Here is a 17,813-nt window from a genome sequence, read left to right on the forward strand (position 1 = left end):
AAGCGCGTGACGGACATCATGGGCGAGATCTCTGCGGCGTCGGAAGAGCAATCGAGCGGCATCGACCAGGTCAATCGTGCGGTGTCGCAGATGGACGAGGTGACGCAGCAGAACGCGGCGCTGGTGGAAGAGGCGGCGGCTGCGGCGGGTTCGCTGCAGGAGCAGGCGCAGCGCCTGGCCGAGGCCGTGGCGGTGTTCCGCATCAACAGCGGCGAGGTCATCGATGCACCGGCGCCGCGGCTGCAGGGCCGTGGCCGTCCGGCGTTGCTGCAGGACGACGATCCGCCCGGCGGATTCGCGCTGGCCGGTTCGTAAGGCGAAGGATCCAGCGTGGCCACCGCCCACACATCGCAGGCTTTCTCGGCCGAACGGCAATTCGAGTTCCGCGACAACGACTTCTCGCGCGTGCGCCGCATGATCTATGCACGCGCGGGCATCTCGCTGGGCGACCACAAGCGCGAGATGGTCTACAGCCGGCTGGCGCGGCGGCTGCGGGCACTGGGCCGGCACGATTTCGGCGGCTACCTGGATCACCTCGAGCACGAGCCGACCGCGGCCGAATGGGAAAACTTCGTCAACGCGTTGACGACCAACCTGACCGCCTTCTTTCGCGAGTCGCACCATTTTCCCATCCTGGCCGATTTCGCGCGCACGCGCAGCGGCCCGGTGTCGGTCTGGTGTTCGGCCGCCTCGACGGGCGAAGAGCCGTATTCCATTGCCATCACACTGGCCGAGGCGCTGGGATCGCGCGCGGCCGCCAGCAGGGTGGTCGCCACCGACATCGACACCCAGGTCCTGGCTCGCGCGAGGGCGGGCATCTATCCCTTCGAGCGCGTGTCCAAGCTGGACGAGGGGCGGCTCAAGCGCTTCTTCCTGCGCGGCAAGGGCGAGAACAGCGGGCACGTCAAGGTGCGCCCCGAAATCCAGGACATGGTCACGTTCGAGACGCTCAATCTGCTGGCCCCCGACTGGCCGCTCAGCGAGAAGTTCGACGCCATCTTCTGTCGCAACGTCATGATTTACTTCGACAAGCCCACGCAGTCGAAAATCCTGCAGCGTTTCGTCCCGCTGCTCAAGCCGGGCGGGCTGCTGTTCGCGGGCCACTCCGAGAATTTCACCTACATCAGCCGCAGCTTCCGCCTGCGGGGACAGACGGTCTACGACTGCGTTGGCCAGTCCTGAGCGGAAGCGCAAGCACAGAATGAAAAAGATCAAGGTTCTTTGCGTAGACGACTCCGCGCTGGTGCGCGGCCTGATGACGGAAATCATCAATGCCCATCCCGACATGGAGGTGGTCGCGGTCGCGCCCGATCCGCTGGTGGCGCGCGACCTGATCAAGCAGCACAACCCCGACGTGTTGACGCTGGACGTCGAGATGCCGCGCATGGACGGACTCGATTTCCTCGAGAAGCTGATGCGCCTGCGCCCCATGCCGGTGCTCATGGTGTCTTCGCTGACCGAGCGCGGCGGCGAGATCACCATGCGCGCGCTTGAACTGGGCGCGGTCGACTTCGTCACCAAGCCCAAGCTGGGTATCCGCGATGGCCTGCTGGAGTACAGCGAGATCATCGCGGAGAAGATTCGCGCCGCGTCGCGCGCACGGCTGCGCAAGCCGGCGACGCCGGCCGAGGGCCACCCCGCGCCCGCGCCGCAGCGCCTGCGCAGCCCGTTCAGCAGCTCCGAGAAGCTGGTCATCATCGGGTCGTCAACGGGCGGCACGGAGGCGATCCGCGAGGTGCTGCGTCCGCTGCCGCCGGACAGTCCCGCCATGCTGATCACGCAGCACATGCCGGCCGGCTTCACGAAGTCCTTCGCGCAGCGCCTGAACAGCATGTGCGCGGTCACCGTGCAGGAAGCCGTGCACGGCGAACGCGTGCTGCCGGGCCACGTATACCTGGCGCCGGGCGGCGAGACGCACATGCGTCTGGGCCGCAGCGGCGCCAACTATGTCATCGAACTGGATGCCGGCGAGCCGGTCAACCGGCACCGCCCGTCCGTCGACGTGCTGTTCCATTCGGCTGCCGAATCGGCGGGCCGCAACGCCATCGGCGTGATCCTGACCGGCATGGGCAAGGACGGCGCCGCGGGCCTGCTGGCCATGCGGCGCGCCGGTGCGCACACCATCGCCCAGGATGAAGCGAGCTGCGTCGTCTTCGGCATGCCGCGCGAGGCCATCGCGGTGGGCGCCGCGGCCGACGTGGTGTCACTGGCGCACATCAGCGAGCGCATCCTCGAGCGCCTGGACGATCGCGGCCACCGGGTTTGAAAACACACCGGACGCGGCAACGCGTCCGTCATCAATTTTTGGAGTGAAGATGGTAGACAAGGCCCTGAAGATTCTGGTGGTGGACGACTTCCCCACCATGCGGCGGATCATCCGCAACCTGCTCAAGGAGTTGGGTTTCGAGAACGTGGACGAGGCCGAGGACGGCGCGATCGCGCTGGACAAGCTGCGCACCGGCGGCTTCCAGTTCGTCGTGTCCGACTGGAACATGCCCAATCTGGACGGCCTGGAGATGCTCAAGCAGATCCGCCAGGACCCCAACCTGAAGAGCCTGCCGGTGCTGATGGTGACGGCCGAGGCCAAGAAGGAAAACATCGTCGCGGCTGCCCAGGCCGGCGCCAACGGTTATGTGGTCAAGCCGTTCACCGCCGCCACCCTGGAAGAGAAGCTGAACAAGATTTTCGAAAAACTGGCCGGCTGAACGAGGTTCCCGCATGAATGCCACGGATAGCGAAGAGAAGAAGCCCGAAGCCGGCGACCTGATCCATCGCATCGCGTCGCTGACGCGGATGTTGCGCGACAGCATGCGCGAGCTGGGTCTGGACCAGGCGATCAAGGATGCCGCCGAGGCCATCCCCGACGCCCGCGACCGCCTGCGCTACGTCGCGCAGATGACCGAGCAGGCCGCCAATCGCGTGCTCAATGCGACCGAGGCCGCCGGCCCGATCCAGGACGGCCTGGCGCGCAATGCGCGCGATCTCGACAAGCGCTGGCAGGATTGGTACGACCAGCCGCTGGAGCTTCCCGAGGCTCGCGAACTGGTCAAGGACACGCGCGCGTTCCTCAACGACGTGCCCAAGCAGGCGCAGGAGACCCAGTCGCAGCTGATGGCGATCGTCATGGCGCAGGACTTCCAGGACCTGACGGGCCAGGTCATCATGCGCATGATGGACGTGGTCGGCGCGATCGAGCGCGAGCTGCTGCAGGTGCTGCTGGACAACGTTCCGCAGGAGCGCCGCGAAGAGGCCACCAGCCTGCTGAACGGTCCTCAGGTCAACCCCGAAGGCAAGGCCGACGTGGTGACCAGCCAGGACCAGGTCGACGACCTGCTGGCCAGCCTGGGCTTCTGATCCAGGCACGCCAGGCGCCGCAGGCGGGCCGGACGCCCGCCGGCGGTGCGTTGCACGCCGGCCGCCGGCCGCCGAGCGCCGTTCCGTTCAGATGGGCTTGCGCCGTCAGATAGGGCGCCTTCAAATAGGGCCGCCTCGGATAGCGGTGACCCCGGCTAGGGACGCCGTCAGCCTCGGACGACGTCAGATGGGGGTGCGCAGCAGCCCCGGTTCGCGGCCGCCGATATGCGCCAGATCGGGCCGCGTGCAATTGCGGCCCGCATGCCGCGCCACGTAAGCCTGCTGTCCCGCTCGGTCCAGCAGGTCGACGAAGCCGCGGTCGGTGCTGCTGCGTTCGGCCAGTCCGCAACTGGCGGACAGTCCCGGAAAGCCCTGGTCGGCCAGTAGCTCCAGGGCACGGCGCAGCCGCTCGCTGACCGCGTGCGCACCGTACAGGTCTTCGCCGGGCAGCACGATGGCGAACTCCTCGCCGCCCACGCGGCCGATGGGCGTGTCCGGCCGCACGCCCGCGCGCAGCATCTCGCCGATCCGGCGCAGGGCGTCGTCGCCGGCGTCGTGGCCCAGCGCGTCGTTTATTCGGCGGAAATCGTCCAGGTCCAGGATCACGCAGCTCAGCGCCTGCCGGTCGGGGTGCCGGCCTTGGAAGATGCGCTCGCCCTCGGCAAGGAAGGCGCGGCGCGATTGCACGCCCGTCAGCACGTCGGTGGTGGCCTGGGCGCGCAGCTCCATGCTTTCGGCGGCCAGCTTGCCGAAATCCTTCAGGATGGCGACATCCTCGGCGTTCGCCTCGCGCGGGACGTGATCCAGCAGGGTCAGGGCGCCGACCAGCATGCCGGTGTGCGTGGCCAGCGGCACGCTCCAGCAGGCCCGCACGTGGGGCGCCCCGGCAACCTGGGGAAAGCGCGCGAAGCGCGGGTCCTCGGCCGCGTCGGGCACCAGCATGGGCTCGGCGCTCTGCAGCGCATACGAGGCGAAGGCGGTCTCGCGGCTGCCGGTAGAGACGGGCAGGGCGGCGCGCGTCTTCAGGATCTCGCGGTGCGGGCCGATCATCGACACGTAGGCGATGGGAAAGCCCAGCGTGGCGCGCGCCAGGCGGGTGATGCGCTCGAAGACGGGGTCCGGGCCGCCGTCCAGGACCTGCAGGTCGGTCAACGCGTCCAGGCGCGCCTGTTCGCGCAGGGAATCGCGCGTCGCGTACTCGTTCAAGCCATGCATGGCGTCGTGCTCCTGGGCGCCCAACGGCCCGATTTGTAACGTGTGTGCCATCGAAGAGGCGGCCGCGCGCGCGATCGGCAGGCCTTCCCTCCATGGAATAACGTGGCTTTCCCCCCGCTTCTTAAATGATCGCGCGCGCGGGGGCTCGCCTAGAATCTCGCCGGGCAGTCTGCAACCCGTCCGCGGACCGCGAAGCACACATCGAGCATGGCCGAAGAGAGCGATCTAGAGAAAACAGAAGCCGCCTCTCCCCGGCGCCTGGAAAAGGCGCGCGAGGAAGGGCAGATCGCGCGCTCGCGCGAACTGGGCACGTTTCTGTTGCTGGCCGCGGGCGTGGCGGGCCTCTGGCTGGGCGCCACCGCCCTGTACCGCGGCCTGACGGGCATCCTGCGCAACGGCCTGGGGTTCGAGCCGCGCATCGCGCGCGACGCCACGGTCATGGTGACGCAGGCCGCGACCAGCGTGTCCGACGCGGTGCTGATGCTGTTGCCGCTGTTCGGCATCCTGGTCGTGGTGGCCATCCTGGCCAGCGTCGCCCTGGGGGGCATCATCTTCACGTCCAAGCCGCTGATGCCGAATTTCAGCAAGCTCGATCCCATCGCCGGCATCAAGCGCATGTTCTCGATGCAGACGGTGGTGGAGCTGCTCAAGGCCGTGGCCAAGGCGCTGATCGTGGGCGGCATCGGCGCCATGGTGTTGTGGCATTACCACGACGACATGCTCGGCCTGTCGCTGGCCGCGCCCACCGCCGCCATCGCCCACACATTGAAGCTGGTCGCGCTGTGCAGCGCGCTGATCGTGGCCTCGCTGCTGCTGATCGTGCTGCTGGACGTGCCCTGGCAGATCTACAGCCATATGAAGAAACTGCGCATGTCCAAGGAGGATGTGAAGCAGGAGCACAAGGAAAGCGAGGGCGACCCCCACGTCAAGGCGCGCATCCGCCAGCAGCAGCGGGCCATGGCCCGCCGCCGCATGATGGCCGAGGTGCCCAAGGCCGACGTGGTGGTCACCAACCCGACGCACTATGCCGTGGCGCTGCGCTACGCCGAAGGCGATGCCGGCGCGCCGCGCGTCATCGCCAAGGGCACCGGGCTGATCGCCCTGCATATCCGCGAGCTCGCCGCCGAGCATCGCGTACCGACTCTCGAGGCGCCGCCGCTGGCGCGCGCCCTGCATCAACACGTCGAACTGGGACAGGAAATTCCGGTCGCGCTTTATACCGCCGTGGCGGAAGTGCTGGCCTGGGTCTTCCAGTTGCGCAGCTGGCGCTCGGGCTGGGGCGTCGAACCGACGGCGCCCTCCGCCCTGAACGTGCCCGCCGAGCTGGACCCGCACGTCAGCCGCGCCGCGGCACTAGGAGCTTGAGGAATGAGCACGATGCTCACCACGCTGAAAACCCATGGCGCCGCCAACGCGCGCCTGCTCGCCGGTCCGGTGCTGATCGTGCTCGTGCTGGGCATGATGGTACTGCCGCTGCCCACCTTCCTGCTGGACCTGCTGTTCACTTTCAACATCGCGCTGTCGGTGATGATCCTGCTGGTGGCGATGTTTACCCGCAAACCGCTGGATTTCGCCGCCTTCCCCGCGGTGCTGCTGTTCGCGACGCTGCTTCGGCTGTCGCTGAACGTGGCGTCCACGCGCGTGGTGCTGCTCAAGGGCCACGAGGGCCCCGACGCGGCGGGCAAAGTGATCGAAGCCTTCGGCCATTTCCTGGTGGGCGGCAACTTCGCGGTCGGCATCATCGTCTTCATCATCCTGACCATCATCAACTTCATCGTCATCACCAAGGGCGCGGGGCGGATCGCCGAAGTCGGCGCGCGCTTCACCCTTGACGCGATGCCGGGCAAGCAGATGGCCATCGACGCCGACCTCAATGCCGGCCTGATCGGCGAGGACGAGGCGCGCAAGCGCCGCAGCGAGGTGTCGCAGGAAGCGGATTTCTTCGGCTCGATGGACGGCGCCAGCAAGTTCGTGCGCGGCGACGCCGTCGCGGGCCTGCTGATCATGGTCATCAACGTCATCGGCGGCCTGATCGTCGGCGTGGCGCAGCACGACCTGTCGTTCTCCGAGGCCGGCCGCGTCTATACGCTGCTGACCATCGGCGACGGCCTGGTGGCGCAGATTCCGGCGCTGATCATCTCCACGGCGGCCGGCGCGGTGGTCTCCCGCGTGTCGAACGACCAGGACGTCGGCCAGCAGATGCTCGGGCAGCTGTTCGCCAACCCGAACGTGCTGTTCCTGACCGCCGTCATCATCGGCATCATGGGCCTGATTCCCAACATGCCGCACGTGGCCTTCCTGACGCTGGCGGCGATGCTGGCCGGCACCGGCTGGATGGTGCTCAAGCGGCGCCGCGAAGACGCCGTGAAGACCGCCGAGGAGCCTTCCCAGGCGGCCGCGCAGGCGCAGGCCGCCGCGGCCGAGGCCAGCTGGGACGACGTGTCGATGGTGGATCAGCTGGGGCTGGAAGTGGGCTATCGGCTGATCCCCCTGGTCGACCATGCCCAGAATGGTGAGCTGCTGCACCGCATCCGCAGCCTGCGCAAGAAGTTCGCGCAGGACGTGGGGTTCCTGCCGCCGGTGGTGCACATCCGCGACAACCTGGAACTCAAGCCCAACGACTACCGCATCCTGCTGTCCGGCGTCGAGGTCGGCCGCGGCGTGGCCATGCCCGGCCAGTGGCTGGCCATCGACCCGGGCGGCGTGAACGCCACCATCAAGGGCGTGCCGACCACCGATCCGGCCTTCGGCCTGCCCGCGCTGTGGATCGACAGCGGCCAGCGCGACCAGGCGCAGGTGGCCGGCTATACCGTGGTGGACGCCAGCACCGTGGTGGCCACCCACCTGAACCATCTGATGCACCGCCACGGCTCCAGCCTGCTGGGCCGCCAGGAAGTGCAGCAATTGCTGGAGCGCCTGGGCCGCGACGCACCCAAGCTGACCGAAGACCTGGTGCCCAAGACCATCTCGCTGACCGCGCTGCAGAAGATGCTGCAGGGCCTGCTGTCCGAGGAAGTGCCGATCCGCGACATGCGGACCATCATCGACACCGTGGCCGAGCACGCGCCGCGCCTGTCGGTGCAGGCGGCCAACGCGGGCGGCCAGCCCGACGTGCCCGAACTGATCGCGCTGACGCGCCGCTCGCTGGGCCGCGCCATCACGCAGCAATGGTTCCCCGGCGAGGGCGAACTGCGCGTGATCGGCCTGGACGTGAAGCTCGAGCGCGTGCTGTCGCAGGCCATGGCCACCAGCGGCGGGCTGGAGCCCGGCCTGGCCGAAACGTTGTTGCGCGAGACCGAGGCCGCGGTGATCCGGCAGGAGTCGCAGGGCAACGCGCCGGTGCTGCTGGTCTCGCCGCCGCTGCGCGCGCCGCTGTCGCGCTTCCTGCGCCACCATCTGCCACAGCTGGGCGTGCTGTCGAACGCCGAGATTCCTGACGAGCGCGTCGTGCGCGTCACCGCCCTGGTCGGAGGCACCGGCGAATGAAGCTTTCCCGTTTCGTAGGCGCCACCGTGCGCGAGGCCATGCGCCAGGTGCGCGAGGCGCTCGGTCCCGATGCGCTGATCGTGTCCAACCGCAGCGTCAACGGCGCGATCGAGGTGGTCGCCACCATCGACTCGGCTCCGGATTTCGAGAACGAGGCGCCGCCCGCGGCAGCGCGTCCGTCCGTTTCCGCGCCGACCGAGACGGCGCGTCCGTCGGTTGCCCAGCCGCCCGCCGCCAGGCCATCCGCCTGGCAGGCGGCGATCGGCGCGGCCCGTCCCGCCGCCGCCGCCGCCGGCGCCTCGCCACTGCCCGAACCGGGCTACGCGCCGGCCCGCGCTCTGGCCCGCTATGCCGACGCGGCGGCAATTTCCGCGCAGCCCGAGAGCGATGCGCAGGATGTGCGGGTGCCGGGGCCGGCGGCCGCATCGGCGACGCCCGCACCCCGTGAAGCGACCGTCTCCGGGCAAGGCGTAGCGGCTTCGCCCGTGCCGCTGCCGGCTTCGGCCGTCCCGCCTTCCGCAGGTTCGGGGTGGTCTGCCTTGTCGACGCCGGCAGGCGCCGGACACGGCCCGTCGACGCCTGGCCATTCGGGCGTTTCCGCAGCGGCCGCGATGTCCCCGCCGACGCCGCGCGCGCTAGACCACCTTCGTCCTGACACGGCTTTCCCAGGGCGCACGTCGTCCGACGGCGCGGGTTCGTCGGCCTCGGCCCTGGCCGGCTCCATGCCGATGCGCCCGGCATCCGTGGCGGCATCCGCGTATGCGGCCACGATGGCCGCGCCCGCACAGCAGGCACCGGCGGCAGCGCAGCCGGCGCCTGTCGCCCGCGCGGCGGCGCCGGCGGATTCCGCGACCGCGCATTCCGTTGTGCCCGCGCCCTCCGATCCGGCTCCAAACGCCCATCCGGTTGCCAGCGCCATTCCGGCGCCCAGTATCGGCCCGGCATCGCAACCTGCCGCCGTGTCGGCCGCACCCGAGGTCGCGCCCGCGCCGCCTCGGCCCGCGACGGCCGCCATACCGCCGCCGTCGATGGCCCAGCGCCCCGATGCGCCGCTGCCCTCGGCCATGCCGGCTCCGCTGGCGCCGGCCGACGGCGGCCATCAGCAGATGCAGGCGGCGCTGGATGCGCTGCGCGGGGCCCTCGAGTCGCGCATGGATGGTCTGCTGTGGGGCGGGGCGCAGGCCGCGGGCCTGCAACCCGTCAACGCCGCGCTGTTCCGCAGCCTGCTCGAGGCCGGTTTCAGCATGCCGCTGGTGCGCGCGCTGGTCGAGCGCCTGCCCGCCACCCTGGACCGCCAGGGTGCCATGGCCTGGGCGCGCAACGAGCTGGTCAAGCACCTGCCCGTGATGCGCAGCGAGGACGATTTTCTGGCGGATGGCGGCGTCTACGCGCTGGTCGGCCCCACCGGCGTGGGCAAGACAACCACGCTGGCCAAGCTGGCGGCGCGCTGCGTGGCGCGCGAAGGCCGCGACCAGGTCGCCATGTTGACCACCGACCTGTTCCGTATCGGCGCGCTGGAGCAGCTGCAGATCTATGGCCGTTTGATGGGCGTGCCGGCGCATTCGGTGCGCGACGGCGAAGAGCTCAAGCAGGCGCTGGCCCATCTGGGCAACCGCAAGATCATCCTGATCGACACCACCGGCATCAGCCAGCGCGACCGCAACGTCGCCGCGCTTGCCGCGCTGCTGCACGCGGCCGACCGGCCGGTACGGCGCCTGCTGGTGCTGAATTCCGCCAGCCAGGGCGACACGCTGGACGAAGTGGCGCATGCCTACCGCAACGGCGCCAGCGAAGACGTCGTCGGCTGCATCATCACAAAGCTGGACGAGGCCACGCGCATCGCCCCGGCCCTGGACACGGCCATCCGCCATCGCCTGCCGATCCACTATGTTTCCACCGGGCAGAAAGTGCCCGAGGACATGCTGACCGGCGACCGCCAGGCGCTGGTCGACCGCGCGCTGGCGCCGCTGCCGCGCCAGGCGGCGCCGCTGTATGCGCCCAGCGAGGCCGACCTGGCCGCGCTGTGGCGCTCGTCCTCCAAGGAAGACGCCCAGCAGAAGCAGGCCGACGGCGCCAGCGCCGCCGCGCGCCGCCGCCAGTTGCTGGCGGCCGCCGTGCTGCCGCAGGCCGGTGCGGAGGTGCCCCTGGATCGCGCCATTGCCTGGCTGGACGCCGACCCCGCCTGCGTCCAGGCGCGCGTCAACTGGCGCGCCGCCAACGACGGCAGCGCCACTGCCGAATCGCTGGGCGCGGCCGGCCTGAAGCTGGCGCAGGAGGCCTATGCCGGCGGCAGCGACCGCTATCTGCTGGCCATGCACGGCAAGGCCGCGTTGAAGGGGCAGGGCGCCGCGCCGGGCGGCACGCTGCTGGCCGCGCTGCTGATGACCGATCGCGGCGCGGCGCTGTCCGCGCCGATGGCGCAGCTGATGCTGCCGCACGGGATCCTGAACGCGCATGACCTGTCGGCCCCCATGCCCGACAACGCCGTGCAAGCCCTGGTGACGCGGGTGCGCGCTTTGCAGTCGGCTTTGCAGGGTGTGCCCCAGGTGCATCTGTTCGAGATGGGCACGGCGACGATGTGGCAGTCGCTGTCCGCGGAAAGCGCTTCGTGGGTGGCGCGCGGCGCGGGTGCGCTGCGCGTGGTGCAGGAAGACACGCCCACCACGCTGGCCGCGGTGTCGCGCGACCTGGGATACCTGCCCATCGGCACGGCCGTCCTGCCTGGTCAGGATTCAGGCGCGACCGCGCTGGACCTGTGGGCCAGCGGCACCGAGGTGCGCATGTCGGCGCGCGGGCATGAAGACCTGCCGCTGCGCATGGTCTGCGCCCGGATGACCGATCCCGCCAGCGGCAAGGTGGTCAACCAGCTCTATGGCCTGACCAACCTGAAGGCCTCGCAGGCCGATGCGCCCACGGTGGCGCGCTGGCTGCTGCAGCAGGAACAATCCAAGGCGGCCTTCCGCCACATGGTGCAAGCCTGGTCGACGCTGCCGGCCTCGGCCGGCATCCAGGCCATGCCGCGTCACGCCATGCTGTCGGCCCAGCTGGGCGCGGCATGCTGGCAGTTGGCCCAGGCGCCGCAGGCGGATGCCGCCCGCGCCATGCTGCAGGCGATGGCCTTCGGCGGCCGCAAGCTGACCGGCCCGCTGATGCCGGCCGCCCTGATGAAGGGTTTTGCGATGCTGGAGATGGCGTCCTGAAGAGGGGCCGGGGCTAGGAGGTCGGACGATCGGGGCGTCCTTGGCGCCCGGGTCGGCCGGCGCAGGCCAGGGATGATGCCGACACGGCGGGCCGCGGCCCGCCGCTTTCATGCGGGCATCAGGTGGCGATGATGCTGCGTTGGCCGTAGCCACGACGGCCGCGGCCCTGGGCGTCGTAGGTGGCCGACGCGTTGTCGCCTTCGTTCAGTTGGCGCAGCACGTCCAGGGCCTGCTGGGTGTGCAGCAGGCTGGCGCTGATCATGGCGCCGTTGCGTTCGTTGCGTTCGCGCGCCACTGCCGCGTATTCGAGCAGGCGATTCCAGCTTTCGGCCAGTTCGGGGAACTGCGCGGCGGCCAGTTGCGTGCCTTCGTGGCCGTCGGGCAAGCCCAGGCCCGCCAGCAACTCGTCGCGTTGCACGCTGAGGGCGCCCAACTGTTCGGCCAGGGCTTCCTTTTCCTGGGCGGCCTGCTGCAGGGCGTCATGCGCCTTGCGGTCGGCCAGCGCACGCGCTTCGGCGTCGATGGCGTCGATAAAGGCTTGGACCAGCACGCTTTCGCGTTCGATACAGATCTGCAGGGCGGCGGACATGGGAGAGAAAAACGTCGTCGGCAGCGGAAAACGGGTCGACGGTGCCGACTGGAATGAAGGAAAACGTAAGCGGAGGGCGCGGGGCCGGGACCTGGGGCCGGACTACTTCAGCAGTTCCTGGGCGCTGGCGATCAGGCTGTCCGCGATGCGGGACGTGTCGATCTTCAGTTCACCGGAGGCGATGGCCGCGCGGATGGCGTTCACGCGTTCGACGTTGATGTCGCTGCCGCCTTCCTGCAGGGCCAGCAGTTGCCGAGAAGCCGAGCTCAGTGCCACGTGCGAGCTGCCCTTGCCGGACTGGCTGGTGCTGGACGCGCCATAGGCCTGCGCCACCGGATTTTCGGTACGCAGGTTGACAGTCTTGGCAGCAACCGAGGGTGAACTGGTGTTGATCTTCAAGGTAATCTCCGCTGGGCATGCCCGGGGTAGTGGCCGGACCCGCCTTGGTCTTGTCCTTGTAACGGCTCACGGCGCGGCAACTTTAGCGCTTTCGCGTGACGGAAGCCAAAAATATGTAACATCATTACAGGGGGATTTCCACCAGCCCCGCGTTCCTGACGATGCCGCTGACGATCTGTCCGGACGTGGTGCGCACCTGGATCCGGTCGCCGGGCGCGGCATTGTCCAGCGCTTCGCCTTCGCCGGATACCGTGAATCCCTTGCCGCTGATCACGATGTTGACGTTCTGGCCGCGCTGGATCGCCTGGGCGCTGCGCAGCACGGCCTCCTTGATGGGCTGCCCGGCCGCGATGCGGTTGCCCGCGCGCATGCCGATGACATGGCTGGCGTCGGTGACGATGCCGGGCGACAGGGTGGCCAGGTCGGCGTCGCGGGCTTCCACGTCGGCCTGACCGATGACGCGGCCTGCATTGATCTGGCGAGCGGCCACGTAGTAGCGCCCGGCCACGCTGACCGTGGCCTGCACGTAGGTGGTCCAGGTTTGCGGCGCCGCGCATCGCACGCCGACCGACATGCGCGGACGCAGCCGTACCGGCGACGACAGGAACGGGGTGAGAGCGGTGCATGCCGGCAAGCGATCGGCGCGCACCGGGTCCAGCGTGATGTCCAGCGTGCCGGGCACGTCGGCCAACTGGCCCCGCAGGTAGGCCTGCGCGGTGGCCGACAGCACCGCCGGATCCTGCGTGGCGCCGGCCTGCGCGCGTGCGCTGGCGGGCAGGCCCAGGGCGGCTGCCAGCACGATCGCCGGCAGGGCGGCGCGCAGCGGGAAGGGCGGGCGGAGAGATCGCGGCATGGGGATGATTGTAGAAGCCGTGCGAAGGTCGCAATACTGGAATTGACTCGGAAATGTCGGGTTATTTAAGTGATTGTGCGAAGGTCCCGCCACCTATGATGCCGTCATGCCCGAAAGAGCGGATTTTTCATCCGGCTCCTATCCTCCGCACCGTCCTTGTAAGGCGACCGAATGCTAGACCGGCTCAGTGACGATTTCCGCTTTTTCCAACAGTCGATCAGCCTGCGCGCGCAGCGCCAGGAGGTCCTGTCGTCGAACATCGCCAATGCCGATACGCCCAACTACAAGGCGCGCGACTTCGACTTCAAGACGGCGATGGAAAACGCCATGGGCGAACGCATGCGCCTGCCCGACACGCAGCTGGCGCTTACCTCGCCCCGCCACATCCCGGCCCAGGCCCTGACGCCGCCCAGCGTGGAAATGCAGTACCGCCTGCCGTACCAGGCCAGCCTCGACGGCAACACCGTCGACATGGACAACGAGCGCGTGCGCTTCGCCGATAACACGCTGCACTACCAGAGCAGCCTGCAGATCCTGTCGGGCCGCATCCGCTCGATGATGATGGCCATCCAGGAATGATCCAGGAGTTACCCGAATGTCCCTGCTGAGCATTTTCGATATTGCCGGTTCCGCGCTGTCGGCCCAGTCGCAGCGCATGAACGTGTCGGCCAGCAACATGGCCAACGCCGAAAGCGTGGTCGGCCCCGACGGCCAGCCTTACCGCGCGCGCCAGGTGGTGTTCCAGGTGAATCCGCCCGCCGGGCAGGCCCTGGGCCAGGAAATCGGCGGCGTGCGCGTGGCCGGCGTGGTGCAGGACGACTCCCCGCTCAAGCAGGTGTACGACCCGAAGCACCCGATGGCCAACGCCGACGGCTACTTGTTCATGCCCAACGTCGACCCCGTGGCCGAGACGGTCAACATGATCGCCGCGTCGCGGTCTTACCAGGCGAACGTCGAAGTGCTCAATACCGCCAAGCAGCTCATGGCCAAGACGCTCACCATCGGCCAGGCCTGACGCCCGGCGCCCTCGACTTCCGATCATCCACCACGCGATTAGCCCATGGCCACCAACGTCAACGGCGTTAACAACAACAGCGGCACGAACGGGCTGGGCAATACCAGCGCGAACGCCGCCAAGAACATCCAGGATCAGTTCCTGACGCTGCTGGTCACGCAGCTGCGCAACCAGGATCCCCTGAACCCGATGCAGAACGCCGAGCTCACGTCGCAGCTCGCGCAGATCTCCACGGTCGAAGGCATCACCAACCTGAACAACACGCTGCTGGCCATCAGCGGCCAGGTCGACGTGTCCCAGTCCCTGAACGCCGCCGCCCTGATCGGCCGCGGCGTGCTGGTGCCGGGCAACGAGGTCTCGCTGGGCTCCGATCCCACCGATCCGACCAAGCGCGAAGCCACCCCGCTGGGTGTCGACCTGCAGGGCGACGCCACCACGGTCACGGTCAAGGTGCTGGACAAGGACGGCAACGTCGTGCGCACCATCACGCAGCGCGACCAGAAGGCCGGCGTCCTGGACGTGTCCTGGGACGGCAAGAACGACGGCGGCCAGGACGTGGCCGACGGCAAGTACACCTTCAACGTCGTCGCCACCGATGCGGACGGCGGCAAGGTCACGGCCGACGCCCTGCAGTATGGCCAGGTCAGCGGCGTGGCCTACGGCACCAACGGCCTGCGCCTGCAACTGGGCATGGGCAAGCAGGCCAGCATGCTGGACATCCGCAAGATCTACGGCGCCAACACCTGATAACCGATCTGGCGCGGCGCCTGCGCAATGGCGGCGCCGTCGCACCTTCAAACACTACGACAGCGAGATAGCACATGGGATTCGGACAAGGACTGAGCGGCTTGAATGCCGCCTCGCAGAACCTGGACGTCATCGGCAACAACATCGCCAACTCGGGCACGATCGGCTTCAAGTCCGGCGCCGCCTCGTTCTCCGACGTCTACGCGAACTCGCGCGTCGGCCTGGGCGTGAAGCTGGCCGCGATCAACCAGCGCTTCACCGTGGGCACCGTGGCCATGTCGGGCGGGGAATACGACGTGGCGATCGACGGTACCAAGGGCTTCTTCCGCCTGACGGACGACGCCGGCGGTGTATTCTATTCGCGCAATGGCGAGTTCCAGCTCGACAAGAACTTCTCCATCGTCAACCAACTGGGCATGCGCCTGACCGGCTACCCCGCGGGCGCCATCGGCACCGCACCGGTCGAACTGCAAGTGCCGCAGGGCAACATCGCGCCGGTGGCGACCACCACCGTGGGCGTGATCACCAACCTCAGCGCCAACGCCGACCCGATCGACCCGACCGCCAAGCCGTTCAGCGTCACCGACCGCACCACCTACACCGACCAGGTGCCGACCACGGTGTACGACTCGCTGGGCAACTCGCACGAGATGATGCAGTACTTCGTCAAACGCGAGGGCGCGCGATCCGATCCGGCCGACCCGACCAGCCCCATGGTCAGCGTCTATGACGTCTACTACACGCTGGACGGCAATCCCATGACGGTGGGCACGCCGCCCGCCGACCATGCCACGATGACGTTCAACTCCAGCGGCGACATCCGCAACGTGCCGCCCAATTTCACCGTCAACTTCGCCGACCCGGGCGGCGCGAACGCGCCGGCCGAGCCCCTGGCCATCACGGTGGGCTACACCGGCGTCACGCAGTTCGGCAACGACTTCAGCCCCAAGATCACGCCCAATGGCTACGCCAGCGGCGAGTTCCTGGGCATCGAGATCGCCGGTGATGGCAGCGTGTCCGCCCAGTACAGCAACGGCCAGAAGCAGGTCATCGGCGTGATCGCCCTGGCGAACTTCAACAACGTGCAGGGCCTGAAGCCCGTCGGCAGCAACGCCTGGCAGGAAACCAACGTCTCGGGCCAGGCGATGCTGGGCCAGCCGGGTACCAACAGCCTGTCCACGCTGGTCGGCCAGGCGCTGGAGCAATCCAACGTGAACCTGAGCAGCGAGCTGGTCAACATGATCATCGCGCAGCGTACCTACCAGGCCAACACGCAGAGCATCAAGACGCAGGACGAAGTCCTGCAGGTGCTGATGAACATCTGAGGCCCCGCGCCCCGCACCGATACGGAAACCGCCGATGGATCGCGTCATCTATACCGCCATGAACGGCGCTGCCCGGGTCGCCGAGCAGCAGGCCGTCCTGAGCAACAACCTGGCCAACGTCAACACGCCGGGCTTTCGCGAGCAGGTCGCGCTGTACCGGTCGGTGCCCATGCTGGACGGCACGTCGCTGCCCACGCGGGTGTCCACCGTGGCCTCCACGCCCGGCAGCAACTTCGCGCTGGGCACCATCCAGAGCACCGGCCGCGACCTGGACGTGGCGGTGGCCGGCAAGGGGTGGCTGGCCGTCCAGACGCAGCAGGGCGAGGCCTACACGCGGGCCGGCGGACTGCAGGTCGGCGTGAACGGCCTGCTGCAGACCGCGCTGGGCCAGCCGGTGCTGTCCGACCAGAACGCGCCCATCGAGATCCCCGACCAGGCGTCGCTGACGATCGCCACCGACGGCACGGTCACCGCCATCGGCGCGGGCGACCCGCCCAACAACATTCTCAACCTGGGCCGCCTGAAGCTGGTCAGCCCGGAAGAGGCCGCGCTGGTGCGCGGCGACGACGGCGTGTTCCGCCAGGCCGCCGGCGCGCAGGCGCTGCCCGCGGATCCCACCCTGCGCGTCATGTCCGGCGTGCTGGAAGGCAGCAATGCCAGCCCGACCGGCGCCATGGTCGGCATGATCGAGAACGCGCGCCGCTTCGAGATGCAGATGCAGGTGATCCGCAACGCGAACGACAACGCCAGCCGCGCCAACGAAATCCTGTCCGTCTGAACCTGAGCAGCGGATTTTCAAGATCAACGCGCGTGCCCGCGGGCCGCGCCAGGAGTAACAGAGCCATGATGCGTTCCCTGTGGATTGCCAAGACCGGCCTCGAAGGTCAGCAGACGTCGATGGACGTCATCTCGAACAACCTGGCCAACGTCCAGACCAACGGGTTCAAGCGCGGCCGCGCCGTGTTCCAGGACCTGATGTACCAGACCCTGCGCCAGCCCGGCGCCCAGGTTGGCGACGCCAACCAGTTGCCCTCGGGCCTGCAGCTGGGCACCGGCGTGCGCGTGGCGGCCACCGAGCGCGTGTTCTCGCAGGGCAACATGAACAACACGGGCAACGACATGGACATCGCGATCGATGGCCGCGGCTTCCTGCAGGTCGAGCTGCCCGACGGCACGCAGGCCTACACCCGCGACGGCGCGCTGCAGACGGACCAGAACGGCCAGCTCGTCACGGCCGGCGGCTACGTCATCCAGCCGCCGATCAACGTGCCCGACAACGCGCTGACCATGACCATCGGCAAGGACGGCACCGTCAGCGTGACGCAGCCCGGCAACGCCGGCATCAGCGTGCAGATCGGCCAGCTCCAGATCGCCACCTTCATCAACCCGGTGGGCCTGCAGAGCGTGGGCGAGAACCTGTACCTGGAAACCGATTCGTCCGGTCCGGCCAACCTGCTGGCCCCCGGGGTGGACGGCGCGGGCTCGATCGTGCAGCAATACGCCGAGACGTCGAACGTGAACGTCGCGGAAGAGCTGGTGAACATGATCAGCACCCAGCGCGCGTACGAAATGAACAGCAAGGCCGTGCAGACCTCGGACGAGATGCTGGCCCGCCTGTCGCAGCTGTAAG

At 68.6% G+C, this 17,813-nt stretch carries 18 protein-coding genes and 1 pseudogene; 14 read left to right on the top strand and 5 right to left on the bottom strand.

Annotated features, from left to right (window positions below; genetic code table 11):
- From FS845_RS26225 to cheZ, 5 genes and pseudogenes are all read left to right on the top strand, one after another.
- Window positions 1–315, top strand: a pseudogene (locus tag FS845_RS26225) (chemotaxis protein); the annotation flags it as partial.
- 15 nt (window positions 316–330) lie between these two features.
- Window positions 331–1,182 (top strand): CheR family methyltransferase, encoded by an 852-nt coding sequence (locus FS845_RS26230; RefSeq protein WP_144641602.1) that lies wholly within the window; start codon window positions 331–333, stop codon window positions 1,180–1,182.
- A gap of 19 nt (window positions 1,183–1,201) precedes the next feature.
- Window positions 1,202–2,266 carry a chemotaxis response regulator protein-glutamate methylesterase gene (locus FS845_RS26235; protein WP_144641605.1) on the top strand — a complete coding sequence of 355 codons (1,065 nt, stop codon included), beginning with the start codon at window positions 1,202–1,204 and terminating at the stop codon, window positions 2,264–2,266.
- A 49-nt stretch (window positions 2,267–2,315) separates the two neighbouring features.
- A complete protein-coding gene (cheY, locus tag FS845_RS26240) occupies window positions 2,316–2,705 on the top strand; it encodes a chemotaxis response regulator CheY (protein ID WP_144641608.1) in 390 nt (129 codons plus the stop codon).
- A 13-nt stretch (window positions 2,706–2,718) separates the two neighbouring features.
- Window positions 2,719–3,354 carry a protein phosphatase CheZ gene (cheZ, locus tag FS845_RS26245; protein WP_144641611.1) on the top strand — a complete coding sequence of 212 codons (636 nt, stop codon included), beginning with the start codon at window positions 2,719–2,721 and terminating at the stop codon, window positions 3,352–3,354.
- 183 nt (window positions 3,355–3,537) lie between these two features.
- Here cheZ and FS845_RS26250 read toward each other — a convergent pair whose 3' ends face one another.
- The gene (locus tag FS845_RS26250) at window positions 3,538–4,569 is read right to left on the bottom strand and encodes a GGDEF domain-containing protein (RefSeq protein WP_186332437.1); all 1,032 of its coding nucleotides are present in this window, start codon (window positions 4,567–4,569) and stop codon (window positions 3,538–3,540) included.
- A gap of 207 nt (window positions 4,570–4,776) precedes the next feature.
- Between FS845_RS26250 and flhB the strand changes: the two genes are divergently transcribed.
- Window positions 4,777–5,934 carry a flagellar biosynthesis protein FlhB gene (flhB, locus tag FS845_RS26255; protein ID WP_144641617.1) on the top strand — a complete coding sequence of 386 codons (1,158 nt, stop codon included), beginning with the start codon at window positions 4,777–4,779 and terminating at the stop codon, window positions 5,932–5,934.
- 3 nt (window positions 5,935–5,937) lie between these two features.
- Window positions 5,938–8,055, top strand: a complete 2,118-nt coding sequence (flhA, locus tag FS845_RS26260; protein ID WP_144641620.1) for a flagellar biosynthesis protein FlhA — start codon at window positions 5,938–5,940, stop codon at window positions 8,053–8,055.
- Window positions 8,056–8,401: 346 nt separating this feature from the next.
- On the opposite strand, the gene FS845_RS26975 is transcribed toward flhA, so the two are convergent.
- Complete coding sequence (locus tag FS845_RS26975) at window positions 8,402–9,121, bottom strand: hypothetical protein (protein ID WP_409929348.1); 720 nt, start codon at window positions 9,119–9,121, stop codon at window positions 8,402–8,404.
- Here FS845_RS26975 and flhF point away from each other — a divergent pair.
- Window positions 9,015–11,255, top strand: coding sequence for a flagellar biosynthesis protein FlhF (flhF, locus tag FS845_RS26265; RefSeq protein ID WP_409929347.1), 2,241 nt, complete (start codon window positions 9,015–9,017; stop codon window positions 11,253–11,255). The two genes, FS845_RS26975 and flhF, sit on opposite strands and share 107 nt — an antisense overlap.
- Before the next feature lie 118 nt (window positions 11,256–11,373).
- On the opposite strand, the gene FS845_RS26270 is transcribed toward flhF, so the two are convergent.
- The 3 genes from FS845_RS26270 to flgA all read right to left on the bottom strand — a co-directional run bounded on the left by FS845_RS26270 (window position 11,374) and on the right by flgA (window position 13,096).
- Window positions 11,374–11,844, bottom strand: coding sequence for a flagella synthesis protein FlgN (locus tag FS845_RS26270; RefSeq protein ID WP_144641624.1), 471 nt, complete (start codon window positions 11,842–11,844; stop codon window positions 11,374–11,376).
- Between the two features lie 102 nt (window positions 11,845–11,946).
- Window positions 11,947–12,243, bottom strand: a complete 297-nt coding sequence (gene flgM / locus FS845_RS26275) for a flagellar biosynthesis anti-sigma factor FlgM (RefSeq protein WP_144641627.1) — start codon at window positions 12,241–12,243, stop codon at window positions 11,947–11,949.
- A 124-nt stretch (window positions 12,244–12,367) separates the two neighbouring features.
- Window positions 12,368–13,096 (bottom strand): flagellar basal body P-ring formation chaperone FlgA, encoded by a 729-nt coding sequence (flgA, locus tag FS845_RS26280; protein WP_144641630.1) that lies wholly within the window; start codon window positions 13,094–13,096, stop codon window positions 12,368–12,370.
- A gap of 171 nt (window positions 13,097–13,267) precedes the next feature.
- Between flgA and flgB the strand changes: the two genes are divergently transcribed.
- From flgB to flgG, 6 genes are all read left to right on the top strand, one after another.
- Entirely contained in the window at window positions 13,268–13,675 is a 408-nt protein-coding gene (flgB, locus tag FS845_RS26285; protein WP_144641633.1) for a flagellar basal body rod protein FlgB, read from the top strand.
- Between the two features lie 16 nt (window positions 13,676–13,691).
- Window positions 13,692–14,111, top strand: coding sequence for a flagellar basal body rod protein FlgC (flgC, locus tag FS845_RS26290; RefSeq protein WP_144641636.1), 420 nt, complete (start codon window positions 13,692–13,694; stop codon window positions 14,109–14,111).
- A 45-nt stretch (window positions 14,112–14,156) separates the two neighbouring features.
- Window positions 14,157–14,858, top strand: coding sequence for a flagellar hook capping FlgD N-terminal domain-containing protein (locus FS845_RS26295; RefSeq protein ID WP_144641639.1), 702 nt, complete (start codon window positions 14,157–14,159; stop codon window positions 14,856–14,858).
- Window positions 14,859–14,932: 74 nt separating this feature from the next.
- A complete protein-coding gene (gene flgE / locus FS845_RS26300; RefSeq protein ID WP_144641642.1) occupies window positions 14,933–16,183 on the top strand; it encodes a flagellar hook protein FlgE in 1,251 nt (416 codons plus the stop codon).
- A gap of 34 nt (window positions 16,184–16,217) precedes the next feature.
- Window positions 16,218–16,961 carry a flagellar basal body rod protein FlgF gene (locus FS845_RS26305; protein ID WP_144641645.1) on the top strand — a complete coding sequence of 248 codons (744 nt, stop codon included), beginning with the start codon at window positions 16,218–16,220 and terminating at the stop codon, window positions 16,959–16,961.
- Window positions 16,962–17,026: 65 nt separating this feature from the next.
- Complete coding sequence (flgG, locus tag FS845_RS26310) at window positions 17,027–17,812, top strand: flagellar basal-body rod protein FlgG (RefSeq protein WP_144641648.1); 786 nt, start codon at window positions 17,027–17,029, stop codon at window positions 17,810–17,812.
- Window position 17,813 lies beyond the last annotated feature (1 nt).

It is taken from the genome of Bordetella genomosp. 13 (assembly GCF_007679965.1).
Lineage (GTDB): Bacteria > Pseudomonadota > Gammaproteobacteria > Burkholderiales > Burkholderiaceae_B > Bordetella.